Source organism: uncultured Algimonas sp. (assembly GCF_947498175.1).
Lineage (GTDB): Bacteria > Pseudomonadota > Alphaproteobacteria > Caulobacterales > Maricaulaceae > Litorimonas.
Genome location: NZ_CANMJB010000004.1, coordinates 208,807 through 230,662 on the forward strand (window position 1 = coordinate 208,807; position 21,856 = coordinate 230,662).

The window sequence follows — 21,856 nt, forward strand, 5'->3', positions numbered from 1 at the left end:
GGCAGGGTTATGACGGTCGATCCGAAACATTTCGTCGGTCTCGCCCTGGCGGCGTCCGTCCTGGCGACGGGGTGCCTGCAAGGCGGGCGCCAATCCGAGCCGACCCACCGGCTGAACCCGTCCAAGGTGGCGGAATCCGTCGAGCGGCTGGAGCTCTATGCCCGGCCGAACGGGCTTGAACTGTCCGCGCGCGACGAACGCGCCGTTGCGGGGTTCCTGCAGGCCTATGCCGCGCAAGGGTCCGGGCCGCTCTACATCAACCGTCCGGCGAGGGCGCTAAGCGGTATGGGCGTGGCGCAGACCGACGCCTTGCTGGACCGCCTCATGCGCGGCTCCGGCCTGCGGACCGGAAGCGTGCAGTCCGGCACCTACCATACCCGGCCCGGCGACCCGGCCCCCGTCATCCTGTCCTACCGCACGCTGCGCGCCGTGCCGCAGGACTGTGCGCGGCTCGGCGATCTGTCCGTCACGCACACGAACGGCGTGAGCCCGGAATTCGGCTGTTTCGCATCCGCCAATCTCGCCGCCATGATTGCCGATCCGCGCCAGCTGATCGAACCCTACGCCACCCAGGCCCCCAACGCACAGCGCCGCCAGGTCGTCTACGATCGCTACATCCAGGGGGTAAGCACGGCGTCCGAACGACCCGCCGGGCAGCAGCAAAGCTCGCAGCAGACCGGGGGCTAGACGGACATGACGCAACCCCAGAACCCGAACACCGGCCCGGGCGGCCCAAATGTCCCGGCGGCTCCCGGCGCCCCGCGCCCCGTGCCGCCGCCTCTTGGCTACGGACAAGGGGGGCAGGGACATGTCGGCCATGGCCAAGTGGGTCATGGGCAAAGCGGGCATGGGCAAAGCGGGCATGGGCAAAGCGGGCATGGCCGAAACGGGCATGGACAGGTCGGGTATGCGCAGGGCGGAATGGCGCCGGGTGCGCCGTCGCCCCATGCTCCCGGACAGCCCGCGCCGGTCCCCGCCATGCCGTCGCCGCTCCCGCCCAACGCGCCGGTCCGGCCGATGCCGGATCAAATGCCGGATCGGATATCGGGCCAGACGTACAATCCCGCACAGTCCGCCCCGCCCGGCTATCCGTCCCCGCAGACAGGCGCGTACCGCGCTGCGCCGCCCGCCCCGCCAGCAACCTCGCCGGCCACTCCGTCCGCCATGCCGCCACAGGCCGCGGCGGGAACCGGCTCGGGCAACGTCATTCCCTATCCGTCTCCCGCTCCCGGACACCCTGACCCCGGACACCCTGACCCTGGGCACTCTGATTTCGGGTCCCCCGATCATGGGCAATCGGCCTACGGGCAGCCTGTTCCGTCGCATGAGGCCCACACCTATCCCGGTGCTCCCCATACGCCTCAACCCTATCCGGCTCAGCCTCATCCGGGCCCGGCGAATGCGGCGCAACCCTATCCGCTTCCGGGCCAGGCGCCGATGATGTCGCCGGGTGCCGCACCCGCCCATCCGGGCGCACATCCCGGTTCGAACGCAGGCGGCCCGCTGGCGCCTCAAGGCGCGGCTCAGGGAACGCTGCGGATGCAACCCCAGATGCCATCTCGGCCAGCGCCACAGGGCGGCGCGCAGATCGATTATCCCGGTCTGGTGGAAACCAACGCCGCGCATGACGAACCGGTCGGGTTCGACGACCGCGAAGGCGGTGAACGGGCTTTGCCGCAACTGTCCATCCACGCCTTTTGCGAACGCAACGAGACGGCCAGTTGCATCAACCAGATGACGCGCGACTGGCGGATGCGCCGGACCAATCCCAAGATCTATCTGGGCGGCCTTCCGGCGGCGATCGAGTTCTATCACAAGGAAAACACGCCGGGCCTGGTCATCATCGAATCCGCCCTGCGCGGGCCCGAGCTCTTCTCTCAGCTCGAAACGCTCGCCTCCGTGTGCGACGAGGGCACGCGCGTCGTGATCATCGGCGCGCTCAACGACATCCGTCTCTACCGCCAGCTGATGGACAAGGGCGTGTCGGACTATCTCGTCCCGCCGCTGAGCCCGCTGGGCATCATCCGCTCGCTGTCGGAAATCTACACCGATCCGGAACAGCCCTTCACGGGCCGGGCGGTCGCCTTCTTCGGCGCCAAGGGCGGCGTGGGTTCCTCGACCTTGGCGCACAACATCGCCTGGACGCTGTCCGAACGACTGATGCAGGAGACCGCGCTGGTCGATCTGGACAGCAGCTGGGGCACGACTGCGCTCGACTTCGCCTATGACAGCGCCTCGGGGCTGGAAGAGGCGCTGGCCGACGCCGACCGGCTGGACGATACGCTGATGGACCGGATCATGGTGCGCCACACGCCGCGCCTGTCGATCCTGCCGGCGTCCAGTTCCCTGAACACCATGCCGGTCACGGATAGCCGGTCCTATGAAGCGATCGTCTCCGCCGTGCGTTCGGTCAGCCCGCTCGCGCTGCTGGACCTGCCCCATGTCTGGAACGACTGGTCGACCGGAATCCTGACCAGCGTGGACGATGTCGTCATCACGGCCGCTCCGGACCTCGCCAATCTGCGCAACACGAAGAACCTGATCGACTTCCTGAAGGCGCAACGGCCGCACGACGCCGACCCGGTCCTGATCCTGAACCAGACGGGTCGCTGCAAGGCCAGGGAGGACGAGATCAGCGTCGAGAACTTCGCCGGAGCCGTCGGCCTGGACCCGGCGCTGGTGATCGGCTTCGATCCCGACACGTTCATCCGCGCCTGCAACGAAGGCAAGATGCTGCCGGAAATGAAGGCGACGGAAACGCTCGTCCCCGGGCTCGACTATCTGGCGGGACGCCTGCGCACCGGCGAATTCGCCGCGCCGTCCGGTTCGGGCGGCTCGCGCCTGAAGCTCGGCCGTCTGGGTCGCGGCGGCGCCTCCGCCTCCGAAGAGGGCAAGCCGAAAGGCAAGTCGCTGATCGCGTCCCTGCTGGGCCGGAAGGGCTAGGCCGTGTTCGGAAAACGTGCCGACAATACCGCCTTGAAGGCGCCGGAACAGCCGGTCCCCAAGCCCAAGCCTGCATCCGATCCTGCTTCCGGTCTGCCCGGGGGCGGACTGACGCCCAATGAACCGGCGCCGTCCTCCGGCGCTCAGGAACCGTCAGAGGAATATTACGAAACCAAGGCGACGATCTTCAACGCCCTGTTCGAGACGATCGACGTCTCCGCGCTGGCCGGCATGCAGGCCGACAAGGCGCGCACCGAGATCCGCACCATCGTCGACGAGATCATCGCCATCCGCAACGTCCGCCTGTCCGTGTCGGAACAGAGCCAGCTGATCACGGAAATCTGCGACGACATTCTCGGCTACGGGCCGCTGGAACCGCTACTGTCGCGCGACGACATCGCCGACATCATGGTCAACGGCGCCAAGCACGTCTTCATCGAGACGGACGGCCGGATGCAGAAGACGAACATCCGCTTCCGCGACAACACGCAGCTGATGAACATCTGCCAGCGCATCGTCAGCCAGGTCGGCCGCCGCGTGGACGAAGCCTCGCCGATCTGCGACGCGCGCCTGCTCGACGGCAGCCGCGTCAACGTCATCGCCCCGCCCCTGTCGATCGACGGCCCGGCCCTGACGATCCGGAAGTTCCGCAAGGACAAGCTGACCCTGCAGGACCTGGTGGGGTTCGGCTCGATCAGCCCGGCCGGGGCCAAGGTGCTGCAGATCATCGGCGCCTGCCAATGCAACATCGTCATTTCCGGAGGGACAGGGTCGGGCAAGACCACCTTGCTGAATTGCCTGACCGGGTTCATCCATCCGGACGAACGCATCATCACCTGCGAAGACGCGGCCGAACTGCAGCTGCAGCAGCCGCATGTCGTGCGTCTGGAAACGCGTCCCCCCAATCTGGAAGGCAAGGGCAAGGTCACCATGGCCGACCTGGTCAAGAACTGCCTACGCATGCGCCCCGAACGCATCATCGTCGGCGAGGTGCGCGGCCCCGAAGCCTTCGACCTGCTGCAGGCCATGAATACCGGTCATGACGGATCGATGGGCACGCTCCATGCCAACAGCCCGCGCGAAGCGCTGTCGCGGCTGGAAAGCATGATCACGATGGGCGGCTTTTCGCTGCCCGCCAAGACGATCCGCGAAATGATCGTCGGCTCGGTCGACATCGTCGTGCAGGCCGCCCGCCTTCGCGACGGCTCGCGCCGCATCACGCACATCACGGAGGTCATCGGCATGGAAGGCGACGTGATCGTCACGCAGGACCTGCTGACATACGAAATGGACGGCGAGGATGCCGATGGCCGGATCGTGGGCGAACACCGCTCCACCGGCATCGCCCGTCCGGCCTTCTGGGACCGCGCGCGCTACTTCAACCTCGAAAAGGACCTGGCCGTCGCCCTCGACGAGGCCGGAGGCTGATGGACCCGCAGACGATCCTCATCGCCGCGGGGACGGCGCTGGCCGGTCTCGTCGGCTATCTCCTGCTGGGCGGACGCTCCGACGACGCGGCGGCGTCGCGCGTCCAAGCCATCGCCGGAAAGCCGTCGCGCGGTTCCCCGCTCAGGGACCGGCTCAAGACCGAGGATCCGAACAATCGGCGCCGCCAGATCGAGGACTCGCTCAAGAAGATCGAGGAGCGCCAGAAGACCCGCAAGCGCAAATCCAAGACGATCGCGGCCCGCCTGATGCAGGCGGACCTGTCGATCACGCCCGCCCACTTCCTGATCGGATCGGCCGCGACGGCGATGTTCACCGCACTGCTGCTCTTCGTGTTCGGCGTTCCGCCCCTGATGGTCGCGGGCGCCGCCTTCGTGGCCGGTTTCGGCGTGCCGCGCTTCATTCTGAATATGTTGATCAAGCGGCGGCAGAAGAAGTTCGTGCAGAATTTCGCCGACGGCATGGACATCATCGTGCGCGGCGTGCGCACGGGTCTGCCGCTGGGCGACTGTCTGAGGATCATCGCCCATGAAAGCCCGGATCCGCTGGGTGCGGAGTTCCGCCGCGTGGTCGAAGCCGAAAGCGTCGGCGTTCCGATCGAGATCGCGCTGGAACAACTCTATGACCGCCTGCCCATCTCGGAAGTCAATTTCTTCGCCACCGTCCTGAACATCCAGAAGACGACGGGCGGCAACCTCGCGGAGTCGCTGTCGAACCTGTCCAACGTGCTGCGGTCGCGCAAGATCCTGGCCGAAAAGATCAAGGCGTTGTCCGCCGAAGCCAAGGTCAGCGCCATCATCATCGGCGCGTTGCCGCTCGTGGTCATGGGCCTCGTCTGGATGATGTCGCCGGACTACATGGCCGAGCTGTTCACGACGGAGCGCGGCCAGACGAACCTGATGATCGGCGCCGCGATGATGGGTATCGGCATCCTCATCATGCGCAAGATGATCGATTTCAAATATTAGGGGGAAGGCATGACCGAAGGCGCGTTCCAATCCCTGATCACCGCCGGCTACGGCGTGCTGTCGCTCCTGCTCGCCCTGACGGTCTACATGATCGTCGCGCCGATGTTCGAAGGCGACAAGCTCAAGAAACGCATGGCGGCCGTCTCAGAGCAGCGCGACGCGCTGAAGAGCGCGCGGCTGGCGAAGATGGAGACCGACAATCGCAGCCTGCGGGCGCAGGACAAATCCGTCGCCAGCAAGTTCGTGGACCGGTTCAGCCTGGAACGCTTGCTCGAAGCCTCCGACCTGCGCGACAAGATGGCCCAGGCGGGTCTGCGCGGGCAGGGGCCGATCTACAAGTTCTACTTCTTCCGCATGATCCTGCCGCTCGCCCTCGGGGCGTTCGGACTGGTCTTCCTCGTCCTGCTCAACACGCCTGGCTGGGCGCTGCTGCAACGGATTGCGGGCACGCTTGCCCTGACCCTGTTCGGCTATTACCTGCCCGGCATCTATGTGAAAAACCTGGCCAACAAGCGGCTGTCCTCGATCATGGCCGTCTTTCCCGACGCGCTCGACCTGCTGCTGATCTGCGTGGAGTCCGGCATGTCGGTGGAAATGGCGTTCGCGCGCGTGGCGGACGAGATGGCCGAGAATTCGATGGAGCTGGCCGAGGAATTCCACCTGACGACGGCGGAGCTGTCCTACCTGTCGTCGCGCCGGGCGGCCTATGAGAACCTGGCCCGCCGTAACGACCATGTCGGGATCCGGTCGGTCGCGACCGCGCTGATCCAGGCCGAACGCTACGGCACTCCGCTGGGGGACTCGCTGCGCACTCTGGCCAATGAGAACCGCCAATTGCGGATGATGGCGGCGGAGAAGAAGGCGGCCGCCCTGCCGGCCAAGCTGACCGTGCCGATGATCGTGTTTTTCCTGCCGGTCCTGTTCATCGTGATCCTGACCCCGGCCGCGATCCGCCTGATCGGCGGGCTGAGCTGAGGGTCCGGACATTGACGATCCGGTGAAGATGCCGAACCGTCCGTCCTGAAGGCGTGCGCGTCAGCGGCGGCGACGGTCGCGGGCGCGTCCCTGCGGTGTCGGCCGAGTTTGCGCCGGTTGGCTTTGCGGCCAGGCATATCCGGGCTGTGGATGGGCCTGGCCTGCCAAGGCCGGCATTTGCGACGGTCCGGGCACAGCCGCTTGCGGGCTGCGCAGGGCGGGGCCGACGACATGCGGCTGGGGCTGGGGCTGGGACTGGGGCTGGAGTTGCGGGCCGGTCGGGCCGGGCTGCAGGGATTGCCGGATCGAGTTCAGCACCGATTGCGGCTGGCGCGGCGCCGGAGTCCAATAGCCCTGGGCGCTGTAAGTTTGGGCGGCGTAAGTCTGGGCGCCATGAGTCTGGATGCCATGAGTTTGGGCGCCATGAGTCTGGATGCCATGAGTCTGGATGTCTGCGGGCACCGGCCGGGGCTGGAAAGGCGCACGCTGTTGCGACGGCGCGGCATGGGGCGCTCCGCCTGCCACTAGCCGCGCGGCTTGCGACGAAGAGGTGAAAGCCTGGCCATTGGGTGCGGTCGTCGTGAGGCGCGCGGCCGGCAGACCGCCCGGCGCATAGGGTCCGGATCGGGGCTGGGTTGGAAGGTGCGGTTGCGGCACGGCCTGTGCCGGAGAGGCGAAGCGTGCCCCCATCCGCGAGGACGATTTGAACTGTCCCAGATCGCGCGCGCCCGTTGCAGCGGTCTGCGGGTCGGGCCGCGATGGCTGCGTGCCGGAAAACTGCGCCGGCGTGCCGCGCGGCGTCAGCGCCGGAACGGGGGCGGGCGGCAGGCGGCGTTCGCCCCGGCTCAGGCCCGCAAGCCGCTGTTCGCGTTCGGCCTCTTCGCCGCGCCCTTGCAATTGCAGGACGAGAGCGAGGTTCTGGTGCACTTCGGGACCGGCGCCGGGCACGGACACGGCGCGGCGCAGCCATGTCTCCGATGTGCGCAGATCGCCGGACAGGGCGTGGCTGAGGCCCAGATTGGTCAGGACGTTCGGATCGCCCGGCGTGATCTGCAGGGCGCGGCCGTAATGCTGCCGCGCCGCGTCGAATTCCTCCATCTGGTCGAGCGCCGCGCCCTTCAGGGACCACAGGCGGGCATAGGCCGGCGCGGCACGCAGGCCCTGGTCCAGGATCGGCACGGCGTCGAGCGCGCGTTCCGCGGCGATCAGCCCGGCCGCATGTTCGGCCAGAAGATAGGGATCGCGCGGATGGATCTGGCGGGCCGTCTGGGTGATCTCGACGGAGCGCGCGGGATTGCCGAGACGGCGAACGGCGGCGGCCAGCTTCAGTGTCGCTTCCAGGTCGGAGGGGTTGAGTTCGTATTCGTGCGACCAGAAGGCGGCCTGGGCGAACAGTTCCTGCGTTTCGATATTGTCGCGCATTTCGCGCGAGGCGGGCATGAAACGGTCCACGGCGACATGCTGGCGCACGCCTTCTTCCTGCGGGGTGATGCCGCCCATGTAGGAACAGGCCGACAGGAGCAGCGATCCGGTCGCCAGAACGGCGGCCATTGGACGTTTCGGCGCTATCGTGTATCGGGTCATCCTGTCCTCGCTGCCGGGTCTGTCCGCTGCGCCGTTTCACGTCGATGGCGCGCAGGCGGGATACGGTTAATTTTCGTAAACGGGCAGAGTTAACGGGGCCTTTACGGCTCCGGCGAATTCCACGGCCGCATTCCGGCGAAACGAACGGGTTCTCCCTCATGACACGATCCCCCGCCACGTGCCGTCCGGCCGATGTTCCGGACGGCGAAACGGTCGTTCCGGTCCATGCCGTGCGCCCCGAGGGGCTCGACGCAATCCGCGCCGGCCTGACCGAGGTCCAGTCCGCTTTCGCCGAAGCCAACGGGTTTGCGGCCGAACCCGGTCAGATCGTCATGTTGCCCGGAGAGACCGGCAAGGTCGCGGGCGTGCTGCTGGGCTGCGGCCCCGCCGACGCCGACCACGACCGGGAGATACGCATGGGTCATCTGGCGTCCCGGCTGACGGGCGGGCATTACAGACTGGCCTCCGCGCCGTCCGACTGGACGGACCGGCTGGCGGCGATCGGATGGGGGCTCGGCACGTACCGGTTCACCCGCTACCTCAAGGAAACGCCGGACGTGCCGGTGCTGGTGCTGGACGGCGACCTGGATGCGCGGGCCGTGCGCGACGCCGTAGAGGCGACCGCGCTCGGCCGCGACCTGATCAACACGCCGGCCGGCGACATGGGGCCCGAAGCCCTGCACGCTGCCGCGCAGGACCTGGCGGACGCGCACGGCGCGACGCTGAGCGCGGTGATCGGGACCGAGTTGCTGGACCGCAACTATCCCATGATCCACGCGGTCGGCCGCGCCGCGCACGAAGACCCGCGGCTGGTGGAACTCGAATGGGGCGATCCGGACCATCCGCGGCTGGCCGTCGTCGGAAAGGGCATCACATTCGACACGGGCGGGGTGAACATGAAGGGCGCGTCCGGCGCGCGCCTGATGAAGAAGGATATGGGCGGAGCGGCACATGCGCTCGCCCTGTCGGCGATGATCATGGCCGCGCGCCTGCCGATCCGGCTGCATTGCCTGCTCGCCATTGCGGAAAATGCGGTCAGCGCCAATGCCTACCGGCCGGGCGACATTCTGCCATCGCGCGCCGGGCTGAGCGTGGAGATCGACAATACGGACGCCGAAGGGCGCCTGGTGCTGGGCGATGCGCTGGCCAAGGCGACCGAGTCCGATCCCGTCCTGATGATCGATTTCGCCACGTTGACTGGCGCGGCGCGCGTGGCGCTGGGGCCGCAACTGCCGCCCTTCTTCACCAACCGCCCGCATCTGCACGACCCGGTCTCGCGCCATTGCCTGGGCGAACGCGACCCGGTTTGGCCGATGCCGCTGTGGCAGCCCTATCATTCCATGTTGCGCTCGCCGATCGCGGACATGAAGAATTCCGGCGGATCGTTCGCCGGGGCCGTGACGGCGGCGTTGTTCCTGGAAAAGTTCGCGGACGACCGGCCCTGGATGCATTTCGACGTCTATGGTTGGAATCCGACCGTGCGGCCCGGCCATCCGAAAGGGGCGGACATCTATGCGGTGCGCGGCCTGTTCGCCTGGCTGGCTTCAGGCGGGCTGAACACGCCGATGGAGCAGCCGGACACGCGCTAGGCGGGAGAACAGAAAGGCCGTCCCGAACGCCGCCGCCAAGGTCGCGACGACCAGGGCCGCAACCGAAATGTCCGGGCGCAGCGCGAGGATCAACTGCGCCAGCGGCCAGACGCCCAGATAGGCGGGCAGGACGATATCCGGCCATCCGCGCAACCAGGCGCCGCGCGCCTGCAGGACCGCCATGGCCAGCGCGCACCATCCGCTCATGGCGAGCAATTCGATTGCGCGACTCCAGGGCAGGACATGAAAATGCAGATAGGCCGCGCCCAGGCAGATAGCCGACACAACCGCCCAGGCGCGTCCGCGCAACAGCGGGGCGAAGCGGAACTGCCGGACCAGGACGCCGAGCAGGAAGGCCACCGCCAGTCGCAATCCGGGGATGGCCGGGCCCAGCAGATCGGAACCCGTCCGGTCGGTCCAGCCATCGACGCCGATATGCGCAGCGACGCCCGCGACCAGCAGGCCGGCATACCAGTCCCAGTGCCGCGCCCCGAGCGCATGCAGGACGAGCAATCCCGCATAGGCGAGCGCTCCCCAGCGCAATGTCCAGATCGTGCCTTGCAGCAGGCAGCCATAGCGGGCCTCGTCCAGCGCGCCCGGCATGGGCTGGCCGGGACGGATCAGGGTGACGGTCTCGATGAAGTAGCGCAGCAATCCGACAGTATCCTTGCGACCCGCCGCGCCGTGATCGCACAGAGCCGGGTAGAGCAGGGCGACGACGATCAACGTGTAGAGCGCCACCCAAGGCAGGATGCGGCGGGCGCGAGACGCGGTGAACTCCAGCAGGCTGCGGCCCGACGCCAGACTGCGCCAGGCCAGCCAGCCGGACAGGAAGAACAGGACCTGCAGACCGAACAGGCTGGGATCGTAGCCGAAAAGGTTGAGCCATTCCCTGGCCCCCGGGCCGACCGGCATGGTCGAGGCATAGCCGAGGCCGATCAGGGCGACGACGATGAGGCGCACGGCATTGAGTCGCGAAAGATCGTCCCGTTCGTCCGCCTTTTCACGGCGCAAACGGCCGTTACCGGCTGCGATCTGTCCGTCCGTCCGGGCCACGGCGGAAGGCTAGGCGGCAAGTCTTAAAAAAGTTGCCAGAGTTTTGAATCACTTGTCTGATTCGCACAGCTCCAAGCCCGGCTTGCGCTTGACCATCGAATCCCGGCCATGCGACTCCCGTCTCCGGGGACGGTGATTCAGGTGAACCTTCGAGAAGGGGTCAAGGCATGTCGGCAAAGGTGAACCCTGAAGACGGCACCGGCCCGGCCCAATCGACATCCGGACAATCCGCCGACCGGGATCCCAACCTCTCCGCCTTCGAAATGAAGCAGGCGGCCGCACCGCGCGCGGACCGGCCCATTCGCGCCTCGCGCCTGTCCTCCACATTGGCGCTGGCCTTGTGGAAGGACGTGACCATTTCCTCCGTGGCCGGCGACATGCCGGACCTGTCGGCGCGCCAGACGGCGGTGCTGATGTGCGTCTATCTGGAAGACGGCCCGCACACGGTGCGTTCGCTCGCCGCGCGCCTGAACGTGACCAAGGCCGTGATCAGCCGCGCCATCGACCGGCTGAAATCCTACAACTACATCCTGCGCGCGGACGATCCGCGCGACCGCCGTTCCATCGTGCTGCGCCGCACGCCCGAAGGCATCAACTACCTCCGGGCGTTCGCGAAGATCATCCAGCGCGAAATGCCCGACGGCCTGACGTCCGCGCCTCTTCCCGCCCCCAGACGCTGATGCGCGCGTCGTGAGCGCGCGCGACACCCGTATCAGGCTACCGAACGGCACCGGCCCGAAACTGGCGCGCCGCCGCGTCGTCGCCGACTTCGCCCCGCTCCTGTCGGACCCCAAACCGCGCGCGCCGCAACTGAGCGAGCTCGTCCACGGCCAGGATTTCGACATTCATGTCGAACAGGGGCGCTGGGCGTTCGGACGGGCGCGCCCGCTCGTCACCGGTGGTCGCCGCAAGGGCTATACCGGCTGGATCGAAGCGGCCCGGCTGGGCGAGCCGAGCGGACGCCACACCCATGTCGTGACGGGCGTCAGCGCGCCGGTTTTCTGCCGCGCGGACCTAAAATCGCATATTCTCATGTCCGTGCCGATGGGATCGCGCGTGGCCGTGATGGACGAACGGGACGGCTACAGCCAGATCGGCGCGGGCGCCTGGCTCAGCCGCCTGCATTTGCGCAGGGTTTGCGAGCCGGAGACGGACTGGATCGCCGTGGCGCGGCGTATGCTCGGCCAGCCCTATGTCTGGGGCGGCAACGGCGCGCGCGGCGTGGATTGTTCCGGACTGGTCCAGATGAGCCTGTCGGTCTGCGGCGTCGATGCACCGCGCGATGCGGATCTGCAGGAAGTGGCGCTCGGCGAACCGGTCGATGCGCCGGACAGGCCGGGCGACCTGCTGTTCTGGCCCGGACATGTCGGCGTGATGGCGACGAAAACGCGCCTGCTGCACGCCAACGCCACGCACATGGCCGTGGTGGAGGAGCCGCTGGGTCCCGCCTTGCGGCGGATGGAAAAGGCGGGTGTCCGCCTCAGGGCCGTCAAACGGTTCTAGTTGGGCTGTTGCGTCTCTTCGGGCGCATCATCGGGCACGACCGTGTCCGCCGCTTCGTCTTGGAGCGCCTCCTGGGTTTCCTCGACCTCTTCATCCAGCGTGTCGGGTCCGTCTTCCTGCAGCGAAGGCTGGTCGATCACGGAGTCGATGCCTTCGTCGCTGATATTGTCGCCGTCGGTTTCCGAATAATCCACCGTCGGATCCTGGTTCTGCTGGCCGTCGGCCGGAATGGCGGCGTCTTCGGCGTCCTCGGTCAGTTCGACCATGGCGGCGGCCGGTTCGGGCTGCGGCGGAGGATTGTCATGCGCCAGGCGCAGATATTCGATCACGGCGGCGCGGTCGCTCTCCTTGCGGATGCCGATGAAATTCATCTTCGTGCCCGGCAGGTAGCGCTTGGGGTTTTCCAAGAAGCCGTCCAGCGCCTCGTAGGTCCAGCTGGTGCCGGTGTCCGACATGGCTTCGGAATAGGCAAAGCCCGGATGGACGCCCTTGGTCGCGCCGACCACGTTCCACAGGCCGGGTCCGGTGCCGTTGGCGCCGCTGGAATCCGACGTGTGGCAGGACGTGCAGTTGCGGAAGACGCGGGCGCCGCGCTCCGGATCCATCGCCGCGACCCATTCCGCCTGCGGGAAGGGCAGTTCGACTTCCTCTTCCTGCGCGCCGGCTTCCAGTTCGCCGACGATATAGGCGGGCACGTCCGGCGCTTCGTTGTGCATGAAGATCTCGGGCAGCATCCGGATCCCCATGAAGACCAGGCCGGCCGTCAGAACGGCCCCCAGGATTTTATTCGTACCAAGCGGATCCATGTGCGTCGGATTTCCTCTTACTTCGGTCTTTGCAGACCCGGCCGCGGCCGGGCATTCCTCTTGCGAGGGTCTAATAAGGATTTAGGGCGCGTCCGCAATTGGAAAACCCCTTGCGGCGGAGCGTCGCAAGGGCTCTACACGCCTTTTGTGACGCGGCGCACATCCGGCCAGCGCCGGTGCGCCAGTCGCGCGCGAAAACTCAAGGGGGAGTGCGGAAAAGCATGAGCGCACGCATCGTCTATCAAGGGGAGCCGGGCGCCTATTCCCATCTGGCCTGCCGCGAGCATTTCGGCGACATGGAGCCTTGGGCCTGCCAGTCCTTCGCGCATGCCTTCGCGCGCGTGCGGTCCGGCGAGGCGGCGCTGGCCATGATCCCGGTCGAGAACACGGTCGCGGGCCGGGTCAGCGACATCTACCACCTCTTGCCGGACGGCGGCCTGTTCATCGTCGCCGAGCGCTACCAGCCGATCCGGCACCAGCTGCTCGGCCTGCCCGGTGCGGCGCTGGAGGGGGTGCGCATCGCCCGCTCCCATCCCATGGCGCTGGGACAGGTGCGCGAAAGCCTGTCGCGGCTGGGCATTGACGGCATCGCCGACGTCGATACGGCCGCCGCCGCGCGCAAGGTGGCCGAACGCGGGGATGCAGGCGTGGCCGCCGTGGCCAGCCGGGTCGCCGCCGAAGAATACGGATTGGAGATCCTGGCCGCGGATATCGAGGATTCCGGATCCAACACGACGCGTTTCATCGTCCTGTCGGCCGAGGCGTCGGTTCCGGCACCGGATGCGGGGCCGGTCGTCTCCTCCTACGTCTTCCGCACGCGGTCCGTGCCCAGCGCGCTCTACAAGGCGCTGGGCGGGTTCGCGACCAACGGGCTGAACCTGACCAAGCTGGAAAGCTACATGGTGGGCGGCGGGTTCGCGGCGGTGCAGTTCTATGCCGATGTCGAAGGCCATCCCGACAGCGACGCGATGCGCCACGCGCTGGAGGAACTGGCCTTCTTCAGCGAGGATGTGCGCCATCTGGGCACCTATCCGGCCGATCCGGCGCGCACGGGATCGTGACGGCGCCAAGCGGTGCGCGGGCTTGAGCTGCCCGGCCCGCAGAACCATATCCATCCCATGAAGACGTTCCTTGTCGCCGTTCTGGCCATCGCGGGGGCCTGGCTGATACCGGCGCAGGCCTTGGCGCAGAAACCCGAAATCTACACGTCCTGGCGCAACAATCTCGCCCTGGACGGCTACGACGTGGTCAGCTTCCATGCCGGCAAGCCGCTCAAGGGACGAACGGAATTTTCGACCGAATACCGGGATGCCGTCTGGCGCTTCGACACGCAGGCCAATCTCGACCTGTTCGAGATGAACCCGCAGGCGTTCGCGCCGCAATATGGCGGTTATTGCGCCTGGGCGGCCGCGATGGGCAAGCTGGCCCCCGGCAAGGCCCGGCACTGGCACGTGGTCGACGGCCGGCTCTATCTGAACTATTCGACACGGGTGAAGAAACGCTGGGACGCGCTGCGCGAGGAGTTCATCGTCCGGGCGGACGAGAACTGGCCGGACCTGCTGGATGAGTAAGGCCTATTGTCCCGCGAGCCACGCCTTCATCAGCTGATGGGCGATGGTGGTGCGCGGCGGGCGCAGGAAGGCTCCGCCGGTTCCGTCGAAGACGGCTTGCACCTCCGCACGACTGAACCAGCGCGCATCCTCCAGCTCCTTTTCGTCGATCCGGACGGTGCGGTCCGCCGCCTGGCTGATCAGTCCGATCATCAGTTGAGACGGGAACGGCCAGGGCTGGCAGAACAGATATCGATGGCATGCGAGCGTCGCGCCGACTTCCTCCATCCCTTCGCGGGTGGCGGCTTCCTCGATCGTTTCCCCGGGCGAGACGAACCCGGCCAGCGCCGAGTAGTAGCCCGGCGGCCAACCCGGACCGCGGCCCAGCAGCACGGCGTCCGCCTGCTCGACCAGGAAGATCACGACTGGATTGACGCGCGGGAAATGCTCCGCATCGCAGGCCGTGCAGATGCGTTTGGCCCCGCCTTCGGCCGGGACGCTGGGCCGCCCGCATCGCGCGCAGAACGGATGCGTCCGGTGCCAGTCGAAGATCGACCGCGCGCGGCCCGCGACCGCCAGCGCGTCCGGGGCCAGCCGGTGACCCTGCAGACGCAGATCGGTCAGCGCCCCGGCGGGGAACATCTCGTCGGACTTCAGCGATGCGGCGAAAACGGGATCGCCGTCGCCTTCGAGCCCTAGGAAGATCAGGCCCGGATCGGCCAGCGGCAGTGCGGCGACCTCCGCCGGCCTGGCGCGCAGCAGATCGGCCCCGTCCGTCGCGACCTGGCCTCGGTGCAGCAGGATCGCGGTCGCGCCGGCATGGCCTTGCAACCGGTCCAGTGACGCGTCGCCACGCTCCGTCTCGGCGAAGTCCACGTGCGACCCGGCGAACGGGATCGGGCAGTCCGGATAGTGCAGATCGGTCATAATTCAGCCTCGATTACGGCGGCGTTAACGGGGTCTTAACTGACAATGACACCGAATTCATGCAACGATAACAAACTGTTGCATGGGGGGCACACTGCGTTTGTAACATCTCGTGAAGGGGTGGACGAACACGGTCCGAGCGCCGATCTCACCGCTCACGCACATAGTGTGCATTCACTCCTAGGAGAATAGAAATGAAACTTTCAGCAGCCATCATGACGGCAAGTGCCATTGCCCTTATGGGCGGAACCGCCATGGCTCAGGACAGCAATGTCTACATCAATGCGGGCGTCGATTCGTATGAGTTCGATTCCTACACGCTGTCCGGCAAGATCGGTTACAACTTCAACGAATATTTCGGTGTCGAAGGCCAGGGCGCTTTCGGGATCGGCGGCGACGAAGACGCGGCATTCGACCAGATCGTGCAAGGGTCGCGCATCCAGGGCAGCCTGAGTGCGGAAGTGGACAATTCCTTCGCCGCCTTCGCCCGCGTCAAATTGCCGATCAATGAGCGCTTCGAGGTCTTCGCCCGGGGCGGTTACCACTTCACCCAGGTCGGTTTCGAGACGTCCGCCTTCACCGTGACGACGGCCGGTACGCCCCGCACCATCGCGGCGACCGAGGACAATATCGACTTTGACGGCTTCGCGGCCGGCGTTGGCGCACAGTTCATGTTCAATCCGCTCAACGGCGTCCGCGTGGAATACACGTTCCAGGATGTCGAGAACGTCGAGGACGTCAGCGTCGACGGCACCGATTTTGGTGAATTCGGATCCGACGTCTATTCGATCTCCTACGTCCGCAAGTTCTAGAACCAGACGCAGATCCTGACATGACGGCCCGCCGTCCCGACCGGGGCGGCGGGCTTTTTCATGCGCGGGTGTTTGTTGCCGAAATGCAACATCCGATTGGGATCGACCGCGGCGCTATGGACTTCGCCGTCCGCGCGCTTACGGGGCTACCAGCTGGTAGGGGCAAGTGCGGGGCTCGGTCATCGGGCCCTTTCGTTTCTTGCAAAGGTAGACACATGAAACTCGCGAATATCGCTCTAGCCGCATCAGTTCTGGCTCTGGTGGCCGGTGCCGCCCAGGCCCAGACCGCCCAGCCCTATTACGGTGTCGGCGTCGATGCCTTCGATTTCGACTCCTACACGCTGTCGGGCCGGCTCGGCACGAACTTCTCCGAATATATCGGGGTCGAAGGGCAGGCCGGTATCGGCATCATCGACGATGAAGTCACGGTCGGCGGCACGGAGGTCGAAGTCGGCGTGGACGTCTTCGCCGCGGCCTTCCTGACCGGCCGCTACCCGGTTTCTCCGCAATTCGACCTGATCGGTCGCGCCGGCTATTACTACGCCGAAGCGTCGGCCGAAAGCGGCGGCGTGAGCGTGGACGGCGATGCCGACGGCCTGGCCTTCGGCGCCGGTGGCCAGTACAATTTCGGACCCGCTTTCCGCAACGGCATCCGCGTCGAATACACCAATCTCGATGGGGACGGCGACAGCGGCGACGCATTCTCGGTCGCCTTCATCCGCAAGTTCTAGGCTAGACCAATCGCGGCCTTCCGGCCCGTCCCGCGCGCCTCGCGAGGCGGGCTTTTTCGTGCGTCCGAGGTCTTGCCAGCAGCGGTCCCGCCCGCCATATGGGGTCCCGGAAGATCGGCCCGGACGTGGGCTGTCGCCAACCCGGTCAGGTCGGGAACGAAGCAGCCGTAACGATTCGCTCGCGGGTCGGATCCCGGTCTTCCACCTCTTTGTCGCAATATTCGCCGATGCCCTTATCCGCGGGCCTCCATCCGCCGGTTTGGGCGCGATGGGCGGGTTTAGTCCGGCACTTTCGGGTCGAACGGCGCCACCCAGCCCTCTTCGGTCTCGCGCCCGGAATATTGACGCGCTTCCGATGTGTTGCCGAAATCGTCGAGCACGGGATTTTCCGATCCCGACAGGGCCGCGTCGCGTTTGCGGATGATCACCTTCATCTTGTCGAAACGCCCGTCCTCTCGCATCCGTTCGAATTGCTCGTGGCTGTTGAAGACCATGACCGGATAGCGGAAGCAGCGCGCCGGCCTGGAGGCGTTGGGGTGCAATCCGACGATGAAGAAGGCTTCCCCGCCGATCGACATGGAAAAATGCGGGCTGTCCGGTTCGGACCGGGTCTGCAGCGCCCAAGGCTCCCCGGCGACGGCGTCGAAATTGTGCAGGCATTGCAGGCGCCGCCAAAGCACGGTCTCGAAGTCCTTTTCGGTCATCAGCGCGCTATCGGGATAGATGACGGCGAAGCTCTGCACGGTCGGCGTATCGCGCTCCAGCTGGTCCCGGAACGCCTTGATGGCGGTGTAGATCTCCACGTCGTGGGCCGGGGAGGCGATGTCGCCCGCCTCGATCACGGTGATGAAGGACCGCACCAAGGCGGCCTTCGCGCCGACGCAGGGAAAGCGGTCCGAGCGGATGAAATCGTAAAAGGCCTCCGTCGGCGTGCGGCGAAAGGCCGATTTTAGCAGATCGTCGCGCATGTCCAGCGGCGGACGCTCCGCCTGCTCCGAAGGCGAGGCCATGGTCCCCTTCAAGGCGGGCTTGGCGGGGTTCTTGAGTGTGTCGAGATCGTCTATGGGATCGGGTCCGTTTCGCCTTGGGTTTTCATGGGGGTTTCCATGGGGGTTTCCATGGGGGTTTCCATCGGGTCTGCCAGTCTGAACGTCGCGAATCCGGATTCGTTCAGATCGATCCACCGCCAGTTATCGTCAGGCAACATCGAGAGGCGGCGGCGTTCTCATTTCCGCCGCTCCACTCGCATCGTCAGCGGCGTTTCCGTTCGGACCGTGACGCGCGCCAGCGGCCACGGGTGGTCGCCTTCCAGATGCAGGCGGTATCGCCGCGCGATCAGGGCGGTCAGGATGACGGCTTCCATCTTGGCGAACCGCGATCCGATGCAGACGCGCGGTCCGAGCCCGAAGGGCAGATACTGGAAGCGGTCGATGGCGTCCCGCGCGCCCGGAAGGAAGCGGTCGGGCATGAAGGCATCCGGGTGCTCCCACAGCTTGCGGTGGCGGTGAACGGTCCAGAGATTGCCGAACACGATTGTGCCTTCGGGCAGGGCTTTGCCGCCCAGCGTTTCGTCGCGGTTCAGTTCGCGCGACAGGAACGGCGCGGGCGGGTAGAGGCGCATGGCCTCGTCGATGCAGGAACCGGTGTAGGGCAGCGCGTCCGGCCAGTCCTGCGCGGGGCCGTCCGTGTCGAGCCCGTCCGCTTCGGCCTCCAGCCGCGCGCGGGCGGCGTCGTCCTGCGACAACAGGTAGAACAGCCAGGTCAGGGCGCGCGACGTGGTCTCGTGCCCGGCGGCGATGAAGGTGATGAGCTGATCGACCAGCAGGGCCTCGCTCATCGCCTCGCCGTCCGTCGCCGTCAGCATCAGCGTGAGCAGGTCGTCCGGCACGGTTTCGCCCGCTTCGATGCGGTCCCGGCGCGCTTCGCCCAGCTGACCGATATTGCGGCGCAGGCGTTTGACGATGCCCATCTTGCCGAGGCGTGTGAGGCGCGGCACCCAGGCCGGAATGGCGGTCAGGTCGAAGGGGTCGGGCCGGCCCATGGAGGACAGGAAACGGTCGATGTCGCGCAAGCTCGCTTGCCGCCCGCCTTCCAGCTCGCCGGAAAACAGCACGTCCGACAGGACTTGGTAGGTCAGGTCCACGCAGACCTGGTCGAACGCCACGCGGTCGTCGCCCATCAGCCGGTCGAGCTGCGCCTGCGTGGTGCGCGCCATGCCCTGGGCGAAACCGTTCACGTTGCGGGGCGTGAAGACCGGGGCCAGCGCGCGCCGGTCGTGCCGCCAGCGGTCGCCCTCCGACGTCAGCAATCCGTTTCGCAGGACGGGCTTCAGGATGGCGTTGCGGATGCCGGACAGCCGTAGCGCGTCCGCCTTGGTGACGAAGGTTTCGCGCAGCGTGTCGGGATGGCTCGGCGTGAAGAAGGTCCGGCCCAGCCCGCGCGCGACCTGGTCGAAATCCGCGATGGACAGGTTCGTCTGTCCGTGGATCGGATTGCGCGACGCCGCCAGCATGTAGCGGATCCAGTCGATCCGGTCCCAGCTGGCGATGTCGATCTTTATGGGTCGAGGCACGGGTGGAACGAAGCGCCCGTCGTCCCAGCGCGGTTCGGGGCGGAAGCGGTAGTCGTGGCGGGTCTGTCCCATGTCGGGGGTCATGCGCCTCCCTTCGGCTGTGTGCAATCGCCCCGCGTCGCTTTCCAAGTGCACCGGGCCTGCATATAGTCGCCGCCAATGGCCGACGCTCCCGCTCAGACGAACGAAACCTACCAGGTCCTCGCCCGCAAATACCGCCCGTCCACCTTCGAGGACATGATCGGGCAGGATGCGATGGTCACGACCTTGCGCAATGCGTTCAAGACGGGGCGCATCGCCCATGCCTTCATGCTGACGGGCGTGCGCGGGATCGGCAAGACGACGACGGCGCGGTTGCTGGCAAGGGCGCTGAACTACGAGACGGACGCGGTCGATCATCCGTCGGTCGAACTGGACAAGCCGGGACGCCATTGCGCCGCGATCATGGCCTCGACGCACATGGACGTGCTGGAGATGGACGCGGCGTCGCGGACGGGCGTGGACAATATGCGAGAGCTGCTGGACGGGGTGCGCTACGCGCCCGCCGATGCGCGCTACAAGGTCTACATCATCGACGAGGTCCACATGCTCAGCGCGGGCGCGTTCAACGCCCTGCTGAAGACGCTCGAAGAGCCGCCGGACCACGCCAAGTTCATCTTCGCCACGACCGAGATCCGCAAGGTGCCGATCACGGTGCTGTCGCGCTGCCAGCGTTTCGACCTGCGCCGGGTCGAGGCGGACGAACTCGCCAAACATCTGAAAAGCATCGCGGAACAGGAAGGCATCCAGGTGTCGGACGACGGGCTCGCCCTGATCGCGCGCGCGGCCGAAGGCTCGGTGCGCGACGGGCTGTCGCTGCTCGATCAGGCCATCGTGCAGAGCGGCCTGTCGGGCGAGGAGGTCACGGCCGAGCAGGTCCGCACCATGCTGGGTCTGGCCGACCGGGTGCGTCTGATCGACCTGTTCGAACACGCCATGGGCGGAGACGCCAAAGCCGCGCTCACGGCGATGCGCGCGCAATATGACGACGGCGCGGCGCCCGACGTCGTGATGGGCGACCTGCTCGACATCTGCCACGAAGTCTCCCGCGCGCAGACGCTGGGGCAGGACGCGGCCTTCGACTTCGCGCCGGACCAGGTCGAGCGTCTGCGCGGGCTGGGCGAGCGCTTCACGACCGGGCAGCTGACCCGCGCCTGGCAGATCCTGATGGGCGCGCATGGCGAAGTGCGCCAGGCCCCGGTGCCGCTGGCCGCCGCCGAGATGGCGCTGCTGAAACTGGCGCTGGCCGGACAGATGCCGCCGCCGGAACTCGCCGCGCAGATCATCGAGCAGGCGCAGAAGCTAGAAGCCGAAGGCGGGGAGGGGCTGCCAATCATTACGCTGGATGCGCCGAAAGCCGCCGCGCCGGCGCCCGCGCCGATCCAGACGTCGTCAGCCCGATCTGTCGCCATGACCGCGCCGAAGCCGGTCGCGCCCGCCGCGCCGACGCTGCGGCTGGACACGTTCGAGGACTATGTCGGCCAGATCGACGATCTGCGCCTGCGCTCCGATCTGGAACGCTATGTCAGCGTGGTGAGCTTCGCCGACGGGCAGGCGGAGGTCCATATCACCGAGGCCCGACACAACGGCCTCGTCGGCAAGATGGTGCGTTCCCTGCAGGAACTGACGGGAAAGCCGTGGCTGGTCAGCCCGGTCGAAGCACCCGGCGCACCGCCGCTGGCCGAACGGCGCCGCACCGCCAAGGCGGAGCAGGCCGCTCAGGACCGGTCCCATCCGGCCTTCGACCATCCGCTGCTCAAAGACGCCAAGCTGCTTGAGATCAGGGACCGCGCTCCCAATGTAATCGCCGGCAACTTCAAGAGCGAGGAAGAGCGATGAAAGACCTGATGGGCCTGATGAAACAGGCCAAGGACATGCAAGCCAAGATGCAGGCCGCCCAAGCCGAAGTGGGCGACCTCGAAGCCACGGGCCGGTCGGGCGGCGGGCTGGTCACGATCACGCTGGCGGGCGGCGGCAACATGAAGACGCTCACGCTCGACCCCTCGCTGCTGGGCAGTGCGGCGGACGAGGACCGCGAAATGCTCGAAGACCTGATCGTCGCGGCCTTCCAGGACGCCAAGGTCAAGCTCGACCAGGCGGCGGCGGAGACGATGAAGTCCGCCATGGGCGACATCCCGCTCCCGCCCGGCATGAAGATGCCGTTCTAGATCCGATCCATCCTCGGCAATGCCGGTCTCGCGCACTTCAGCCGATCGGCATACATCCTTGGAATTCCGGGACGATTCAAGAAACCCCGAAATAAATCGCCAATTGGATCCTCGTGGCGGGGAACCGGGGTATCTTAATCCCCATGACCCGAATGACCGCTTTTCTTTTCTGGCTTCCGATCTTCGT

The 21,856-nt window shown here is 66.7% G+C and carries 20 protein-coding genes and 1 other RNA gene; 15 read left to right on the forward strand and 6 right to left on the reverse strand.

Annotated elements, in window-relative coordinates:
• Positions 1-9: 9 nt before the first annotated feature.
• From Q0718_RS08070 to Q0718_RS08090, 5 genes are all read left to right on the forward strand, one after another.
• Positions 10-687: a CpaD family pilus assembly lipoprotein gene (locus tag Q0718_RS08070; protein ID WP_298916104.1), complete on the forward strand. Its 678-nt coding sequence runs from the start codon at positions 10-12 to the stop codon at positions 685-687.
• 864 nt (positions 688-1,551) lie between these two features.
• Complete coding sequence (locus Q0718_RS08075) at positions 1,552-2,943, forward strand: AAA family ATPase (protein ID WP_298916107.1); 1,392 nt, start codon at positions 1,552-1,554, stop codon at positions 2,941-2,943.
• Positions 2,944-2,946: 3 nt separating this feature from the next.
• The gene (locus Q0718_RS08080) at positions 2,947-4,371 is read left to right on the forward strand and encodes a CpaF family protein (RefSeq protein ID WP_298916110.1); all 1,425 of its coding nucleotides are present in this window, start codon (positions 2,947-2,949) and stop codon (positions 4,369-4,371) included.
• Positions 4,371-5,357 carry a type II secretion system F family protein gene (locus Q0718_RS08085; RefSeq protein WP_298916113.1) on the forward strand — a complete coding sequence of 329 codons (987 nt, stop codon included), beginning with the start codon at positions 4,371-4,373 and terminating at the stop codon, positions 5,355-5,357. The genes Q0718_RS08080 and Q0718_RS08085 overlap by 1 nt, the downstream gene beginning before the upstream one ends.
• A 9-nt stretch (positions 5,358-5,366) precedes the next feature.
• Positions 5,367-6,332: a type II secretion system F family protein gene (locus Q0718_RS08090; RefSeq protein ID WP_298916116.1), complete on the forward strand. Its 966-nt coding sequence runs from the start codon at positions 5,367-5,369 to the stop codon at positions 6,330-6,332.
• 60 nt (positions 6,333-6,392) lie between these two features.
• Here Q0718_RS08090 and Q0718_RS08095 read toward each other — a convergent pair whose 3' ends face one another.
• Complete coding sequence (locus Q0718_RS08095; RefSeq protein WP_298916119.1) at positions 6,393-7,916, reverse strand: hypothetical protein; 1,524 nt, start codon at positions 7,914-7,916, stop codon at positions 6,393-6,395.
• 158 nt (positions 7,917-8,074) lie between these two features.
• Between Q0718_RS08095 and Q0718_RS08100 the strand changes: the two genes are divergently transcribed.
• Positions 8,075-9,505, forward strand: a complete 1,431-nt coding sequence (locus Q0718_RS08100) for a M17 family metallopeptidase (RefSeq protein WP_298916122.1) — start codon at positions 8,075-8,077, stop codon at positions 9,503-9,505.
• On the opposite strand, the gene Q0718_RS08105 is transcribed toward Q0718_RS08100, so the two are convergent.
• Positions 9,461-10,561, reverse strand: a complete 1,101-nt coding sequence (locus Q0718_RS08105) for a hypothetical protein (protein ID WP_298916125.1) — start codon at positions 10,559-10,561, stop codon at positions 9,461-9,463. The two genes, Q0718_RS08100 and Q0718_RS08105, sit on opposite strands and share 45 nt — an antisense overlap.
• Before the next feature lie 167 nt (positions 10,562-10,728).
• On the opposite strand from Q0718_RS08105, the gene Q0718_RS08110 reads away from it, so the two are divergent.
• Positions 10,729-11,241 (forward strand): MarR family transcriptional regulator, encoded by a 513-nt coding sequence (locus Q0718_RS08110; protein ID WP_298916128.1) that lies wholly within the window; start codon positions 10,729-10,731, stop codon positions 11,239-11,241.
• Between the two features lie 10 nt (positions 11,242-11,251).
• Positions 11,252-12,064: an NlpC/P60 family protein gene (locus Q0718_RS08115; RefSeq protein WP_298916131.1), complete on the forward strand. Its 813-nt coding sequence runs from the start codon at positions 11,252-11,254 to the stop codon at positions 12,062-12,064.
• Here the strand turns inward: Q0718_RS08115 and Q0718_RS08120 are convergent.
• Positions 12,061-12,870 carry a cytochrome c family protein gene (locus Q0718_RS08120; protein ID WP_298916134.1) on the reverse strand — a complete coding sequence of 270 codons (810 nt, stop codon included), beginning with the start codon at positions 12,868-12,870 and terminating at the stop codon, positions 12,061-12,063. The genes Q0718_RS08115 and Q0718_RS08120 overlap by 4 nt on opposite strands.
• Before the next feature lie 221 nt (positions 12,871-13,091).
• Between Q0718_RS08120 and Q0718_RS08125 the strand changes: the two genes are divergently transcribed.
• Positions 13,092-13,931, forward strand: a complete 840-nt coding sequence (locus Q0718_RS08125) for a prephenate dehydratase (RefSeq protein WP_298916137.1) — start codon at positions 13,092-13,094, stop codon at positions 13,929-13,931.
• A gap of 12 nt (positions 13,932-13,943) precedes the next feature.
• Complete coding sequence (locus Q0718_RS08130) at positions 13,944-14,441, forward strand: YHS domain-containing (seleno)protein (RefSeq protein WP_298916139.1); 498 nt, start codon at positions 13,944-13,946, stop codon at positions 14,439-14,441.
• 3 nt (positions 14,442-14,444) lie between these two features.
• On the opposite strand, the gene nudC is transcribed toward Q0718_RS08130, so the two are convergent.
• Positions 14,445-15,347, reverse strand: a complete 903-nt coding sequence (nudC, locus tag Q0718_RS08135; RefSeq protein WP_298916141.1) for an NAD(+) diphosphatase — start codon at positions 15,345-15,347, stop codon at positions 14,445-14,447.
• A gap of 194 nt (positions 15,348-15,541) precedes the next feature.
• On the opposite strand from nudC, the gene Q0718_RS08140 reads away from it, so the two are divergent.
• From Q0718_RS08140 to ffs, 3 genes are all read left to right on the forward strand, one after another.
• On the forward strand, positions 15,542-16,159 hold the full coding sequence (locus tag Q0718_RS08140; protein WP_298916144.1) for an outer membrane beta-barrel protein: 618 nt from the start codon (positions 15,542-15,544) through the stop codon (positions 16,157-16,159).
• Positions 16,160-16,374: 215 nt separating this feature from the next.
• A complete protein-coding gene (locus Q0718_RS08145; RefSeq protein WP_298916147.1) occupies positions 16,375-16,890 on the forward strand; it encodes an outer membrane beta-barrel protein in 516 nt (171 codons plus the stop codon).
• 108 nt (positions 16,891-16,998) lie between these two features.
• Positions 16,999-17,096, forward strand: an RNA gene (gene ffs / locus Q0718_RS08150) — signal recognition particle sRNA small type.
• A gap of 72 nt (positions 17,097-17,168) precedes the next feature.
• Here the strand turns inward: ffs and gntA are convergent.
• Both gntA and Q0718_RS08160 read right to left on the reverse strand, forming a co-directional pair.
• The gene (gene gntA, locus Q0718_RS08155; RefSeq protein WP_298916150.1) at positions 17,169-17,900 is read right to left on the reverse strand and encodes a guanitoxin biosynthesis heme-dependent pre-guanitoxin N-hydroxylase GntA; all 732 of its coding nucleotides are present in this window, start codon (positions 17,898-17,900) and stop codon (positions 17,169-17,171) included.
• A 215-nt stretch (positions 17,901-18,115) separates the two neighbouring features.
• On the reverse strand, positions 18,116-19,546 hold the full coding sequence (locus Q0718_RS08160) for a cytochrome P450 (protein WP_298916153.1): 1,431 nt from the start codon (positions 19,544-19,546) through the stop codon (positions 18,116-18,118).
• 75 nt (positions 19,547-19,621) lie between these two features.
• Between Q0718_RS08160 and Q0718_RS08165 the strand changes: the two genes are divergently transcribed.
• Both Q0718_RS08165 and Q0718_RS08170 read left to right on the forward strand, forming a co-directional pair.
• Positions 19,622-21,340 (forward strand): DNA polymerase III subunit gamma/tau, encoded by a 1,719-nt coding sequence (locus Q0718_RS08165; protein ID WP_298916156.1) that lies wholly within the window; start codon positions 19,622-19,624, stop codon positions 21,338-21,340.
• A complete protein-coding gene (locus tag Q0718_RS08170; protein WP_298916159.1) occupies positions 21,337-21,669 on the forward strand; it encodes a YbaB/EbfC family nucleoid-associated protein in 333 nt (110 codons plus the stop codon). The genes Q0718_RS08165 and Q0718_RS08170 overlap by 4 nt, the downstream gene beginning before the upstream one ends.
• The last annotated feature ends 187 nt before the right edge of the window (positions 21,670-21,856 follow it).

What these genes read in the sequence shown, in the direction of transcription:
- Q0718_RS08070 (WP_298916104.1), top strand. Translation starts at nt 10, where the DNA reads ATGACGGTCGATCCGAAACATTTCGTCGGTCTCGCCCTGGCGGCGTCC.
- Q0718_RS08075 (WP_298916107.1), top strand. Translation starts at nt 1,552, where the DNA reads ATGCCATCTCGGCCAGCGCCACAGGGCGGCGCGCAGATCGATTATCCC.
- Q0718_RS08085 (WP_298916113.1), top strand. Translation starts at nt 4,371, where the DNA reads ATGGACCCGCAGACGATCCTCATCGCCGCGGGGACGGCGCTGGCCGGT.
- Q0718_RS08090 (WP_298916116.1), top strand. Translation starts at nt 5,367, where the DNA reads ATGACCGAAGGCGCGTTCCAATCCCTGATCACCGCCGGCTACGGCGTG.
- Q0718_RS08095 (WP_298916119.1), bottom strand. Translation starts at nt 7,916, where the DNA reads ATGACCCGATACACGATAGCGCCGAAACGTCCAATGGCCGCCGTTCTG.
- Q0718_RS08100 (WP_298916122.1), top strand. Translation starts at nt 8,075, where the DNA reads ATGACACGATCCCCCGCCACGTGCCGTCCGGCCGATGTTCCGGACGGC.
- Q0718_RS08110 (WP_298916128.1), top strand. Translation starts at nt 10,729, where the DNA reads ATGTCGGCAAAGGTGAACCCTGAAGACGGCACCGGCCCGGCCCAATCG.
- Q0718_RS08120 (WP_298916134.1), bottom strand. Translation starts at nt 12,870, where the DNA reads ATGGATCCGCTTGGTACGAATAAAATCCTGGGGGCCGTTCTGACGGCC.
- Q0718_RS08125 (WP_298916137.1), top strand. Translation starts at nt 13,092, where the DNA reads ATGAGCGCACGCATCGTCTATCAAGGGGAGCCGGGCGCCTATTCCCAT.
- nudC (WP_298916141.1), bottom strand. Translation starts at nt 15,347, where the DNA reads ATGACCGATCTGCACTATCCGGACTGCCCGATCCCGTTCGCCGGGTCG.
- Q0718_RS08140 (WP_298916144.1), top strand. Translation starts at nt 15,542, where the DNA reads ATGAAACTTTCAGCAGCCATCATGACGGCAAGTGCCATTGCCCTTATG.
- Q0718_RS08145 (WP_298916147.1), top strand. Translation starts at nt 16,375, where the DNA reads ATGAAACTCGCGAATATCGCTCTAGCCGCATCAGTTCTGGCTCTGGTG.
- gntA (WP_298916150.1), bottom strand. Translation starts at nt 17,900, where the DNA reads ATGGCCTCGCCTTCGGAGCAGGCGGAGCGTCCGCCGCTGGACATGCGC.
- Q0718_RS08160 (WP_298916153.1), bottom strand. Translation starts at nt 19,546, where the DNA reads ATGACCCCCGACATGGGACAGACCCGCCACGACTACCGCTTCCGCCCC.
- Q0718_RS08165 (WP_298916156.1), top strand. Translation starts at nt 19,622, where the DNA reads ATGGCCGACGCTCCCGCTCAGACGAACGAAACCTACCAGGTCCTCGCC.
- Q0718_RS08170 (WP_298916159.1), top strand. Translation starts at nt 21,337, where the DNA reads ATGAAAGACCTGATGGGCCTGATGAAACAGGCCAAGGACATGCAAGCC.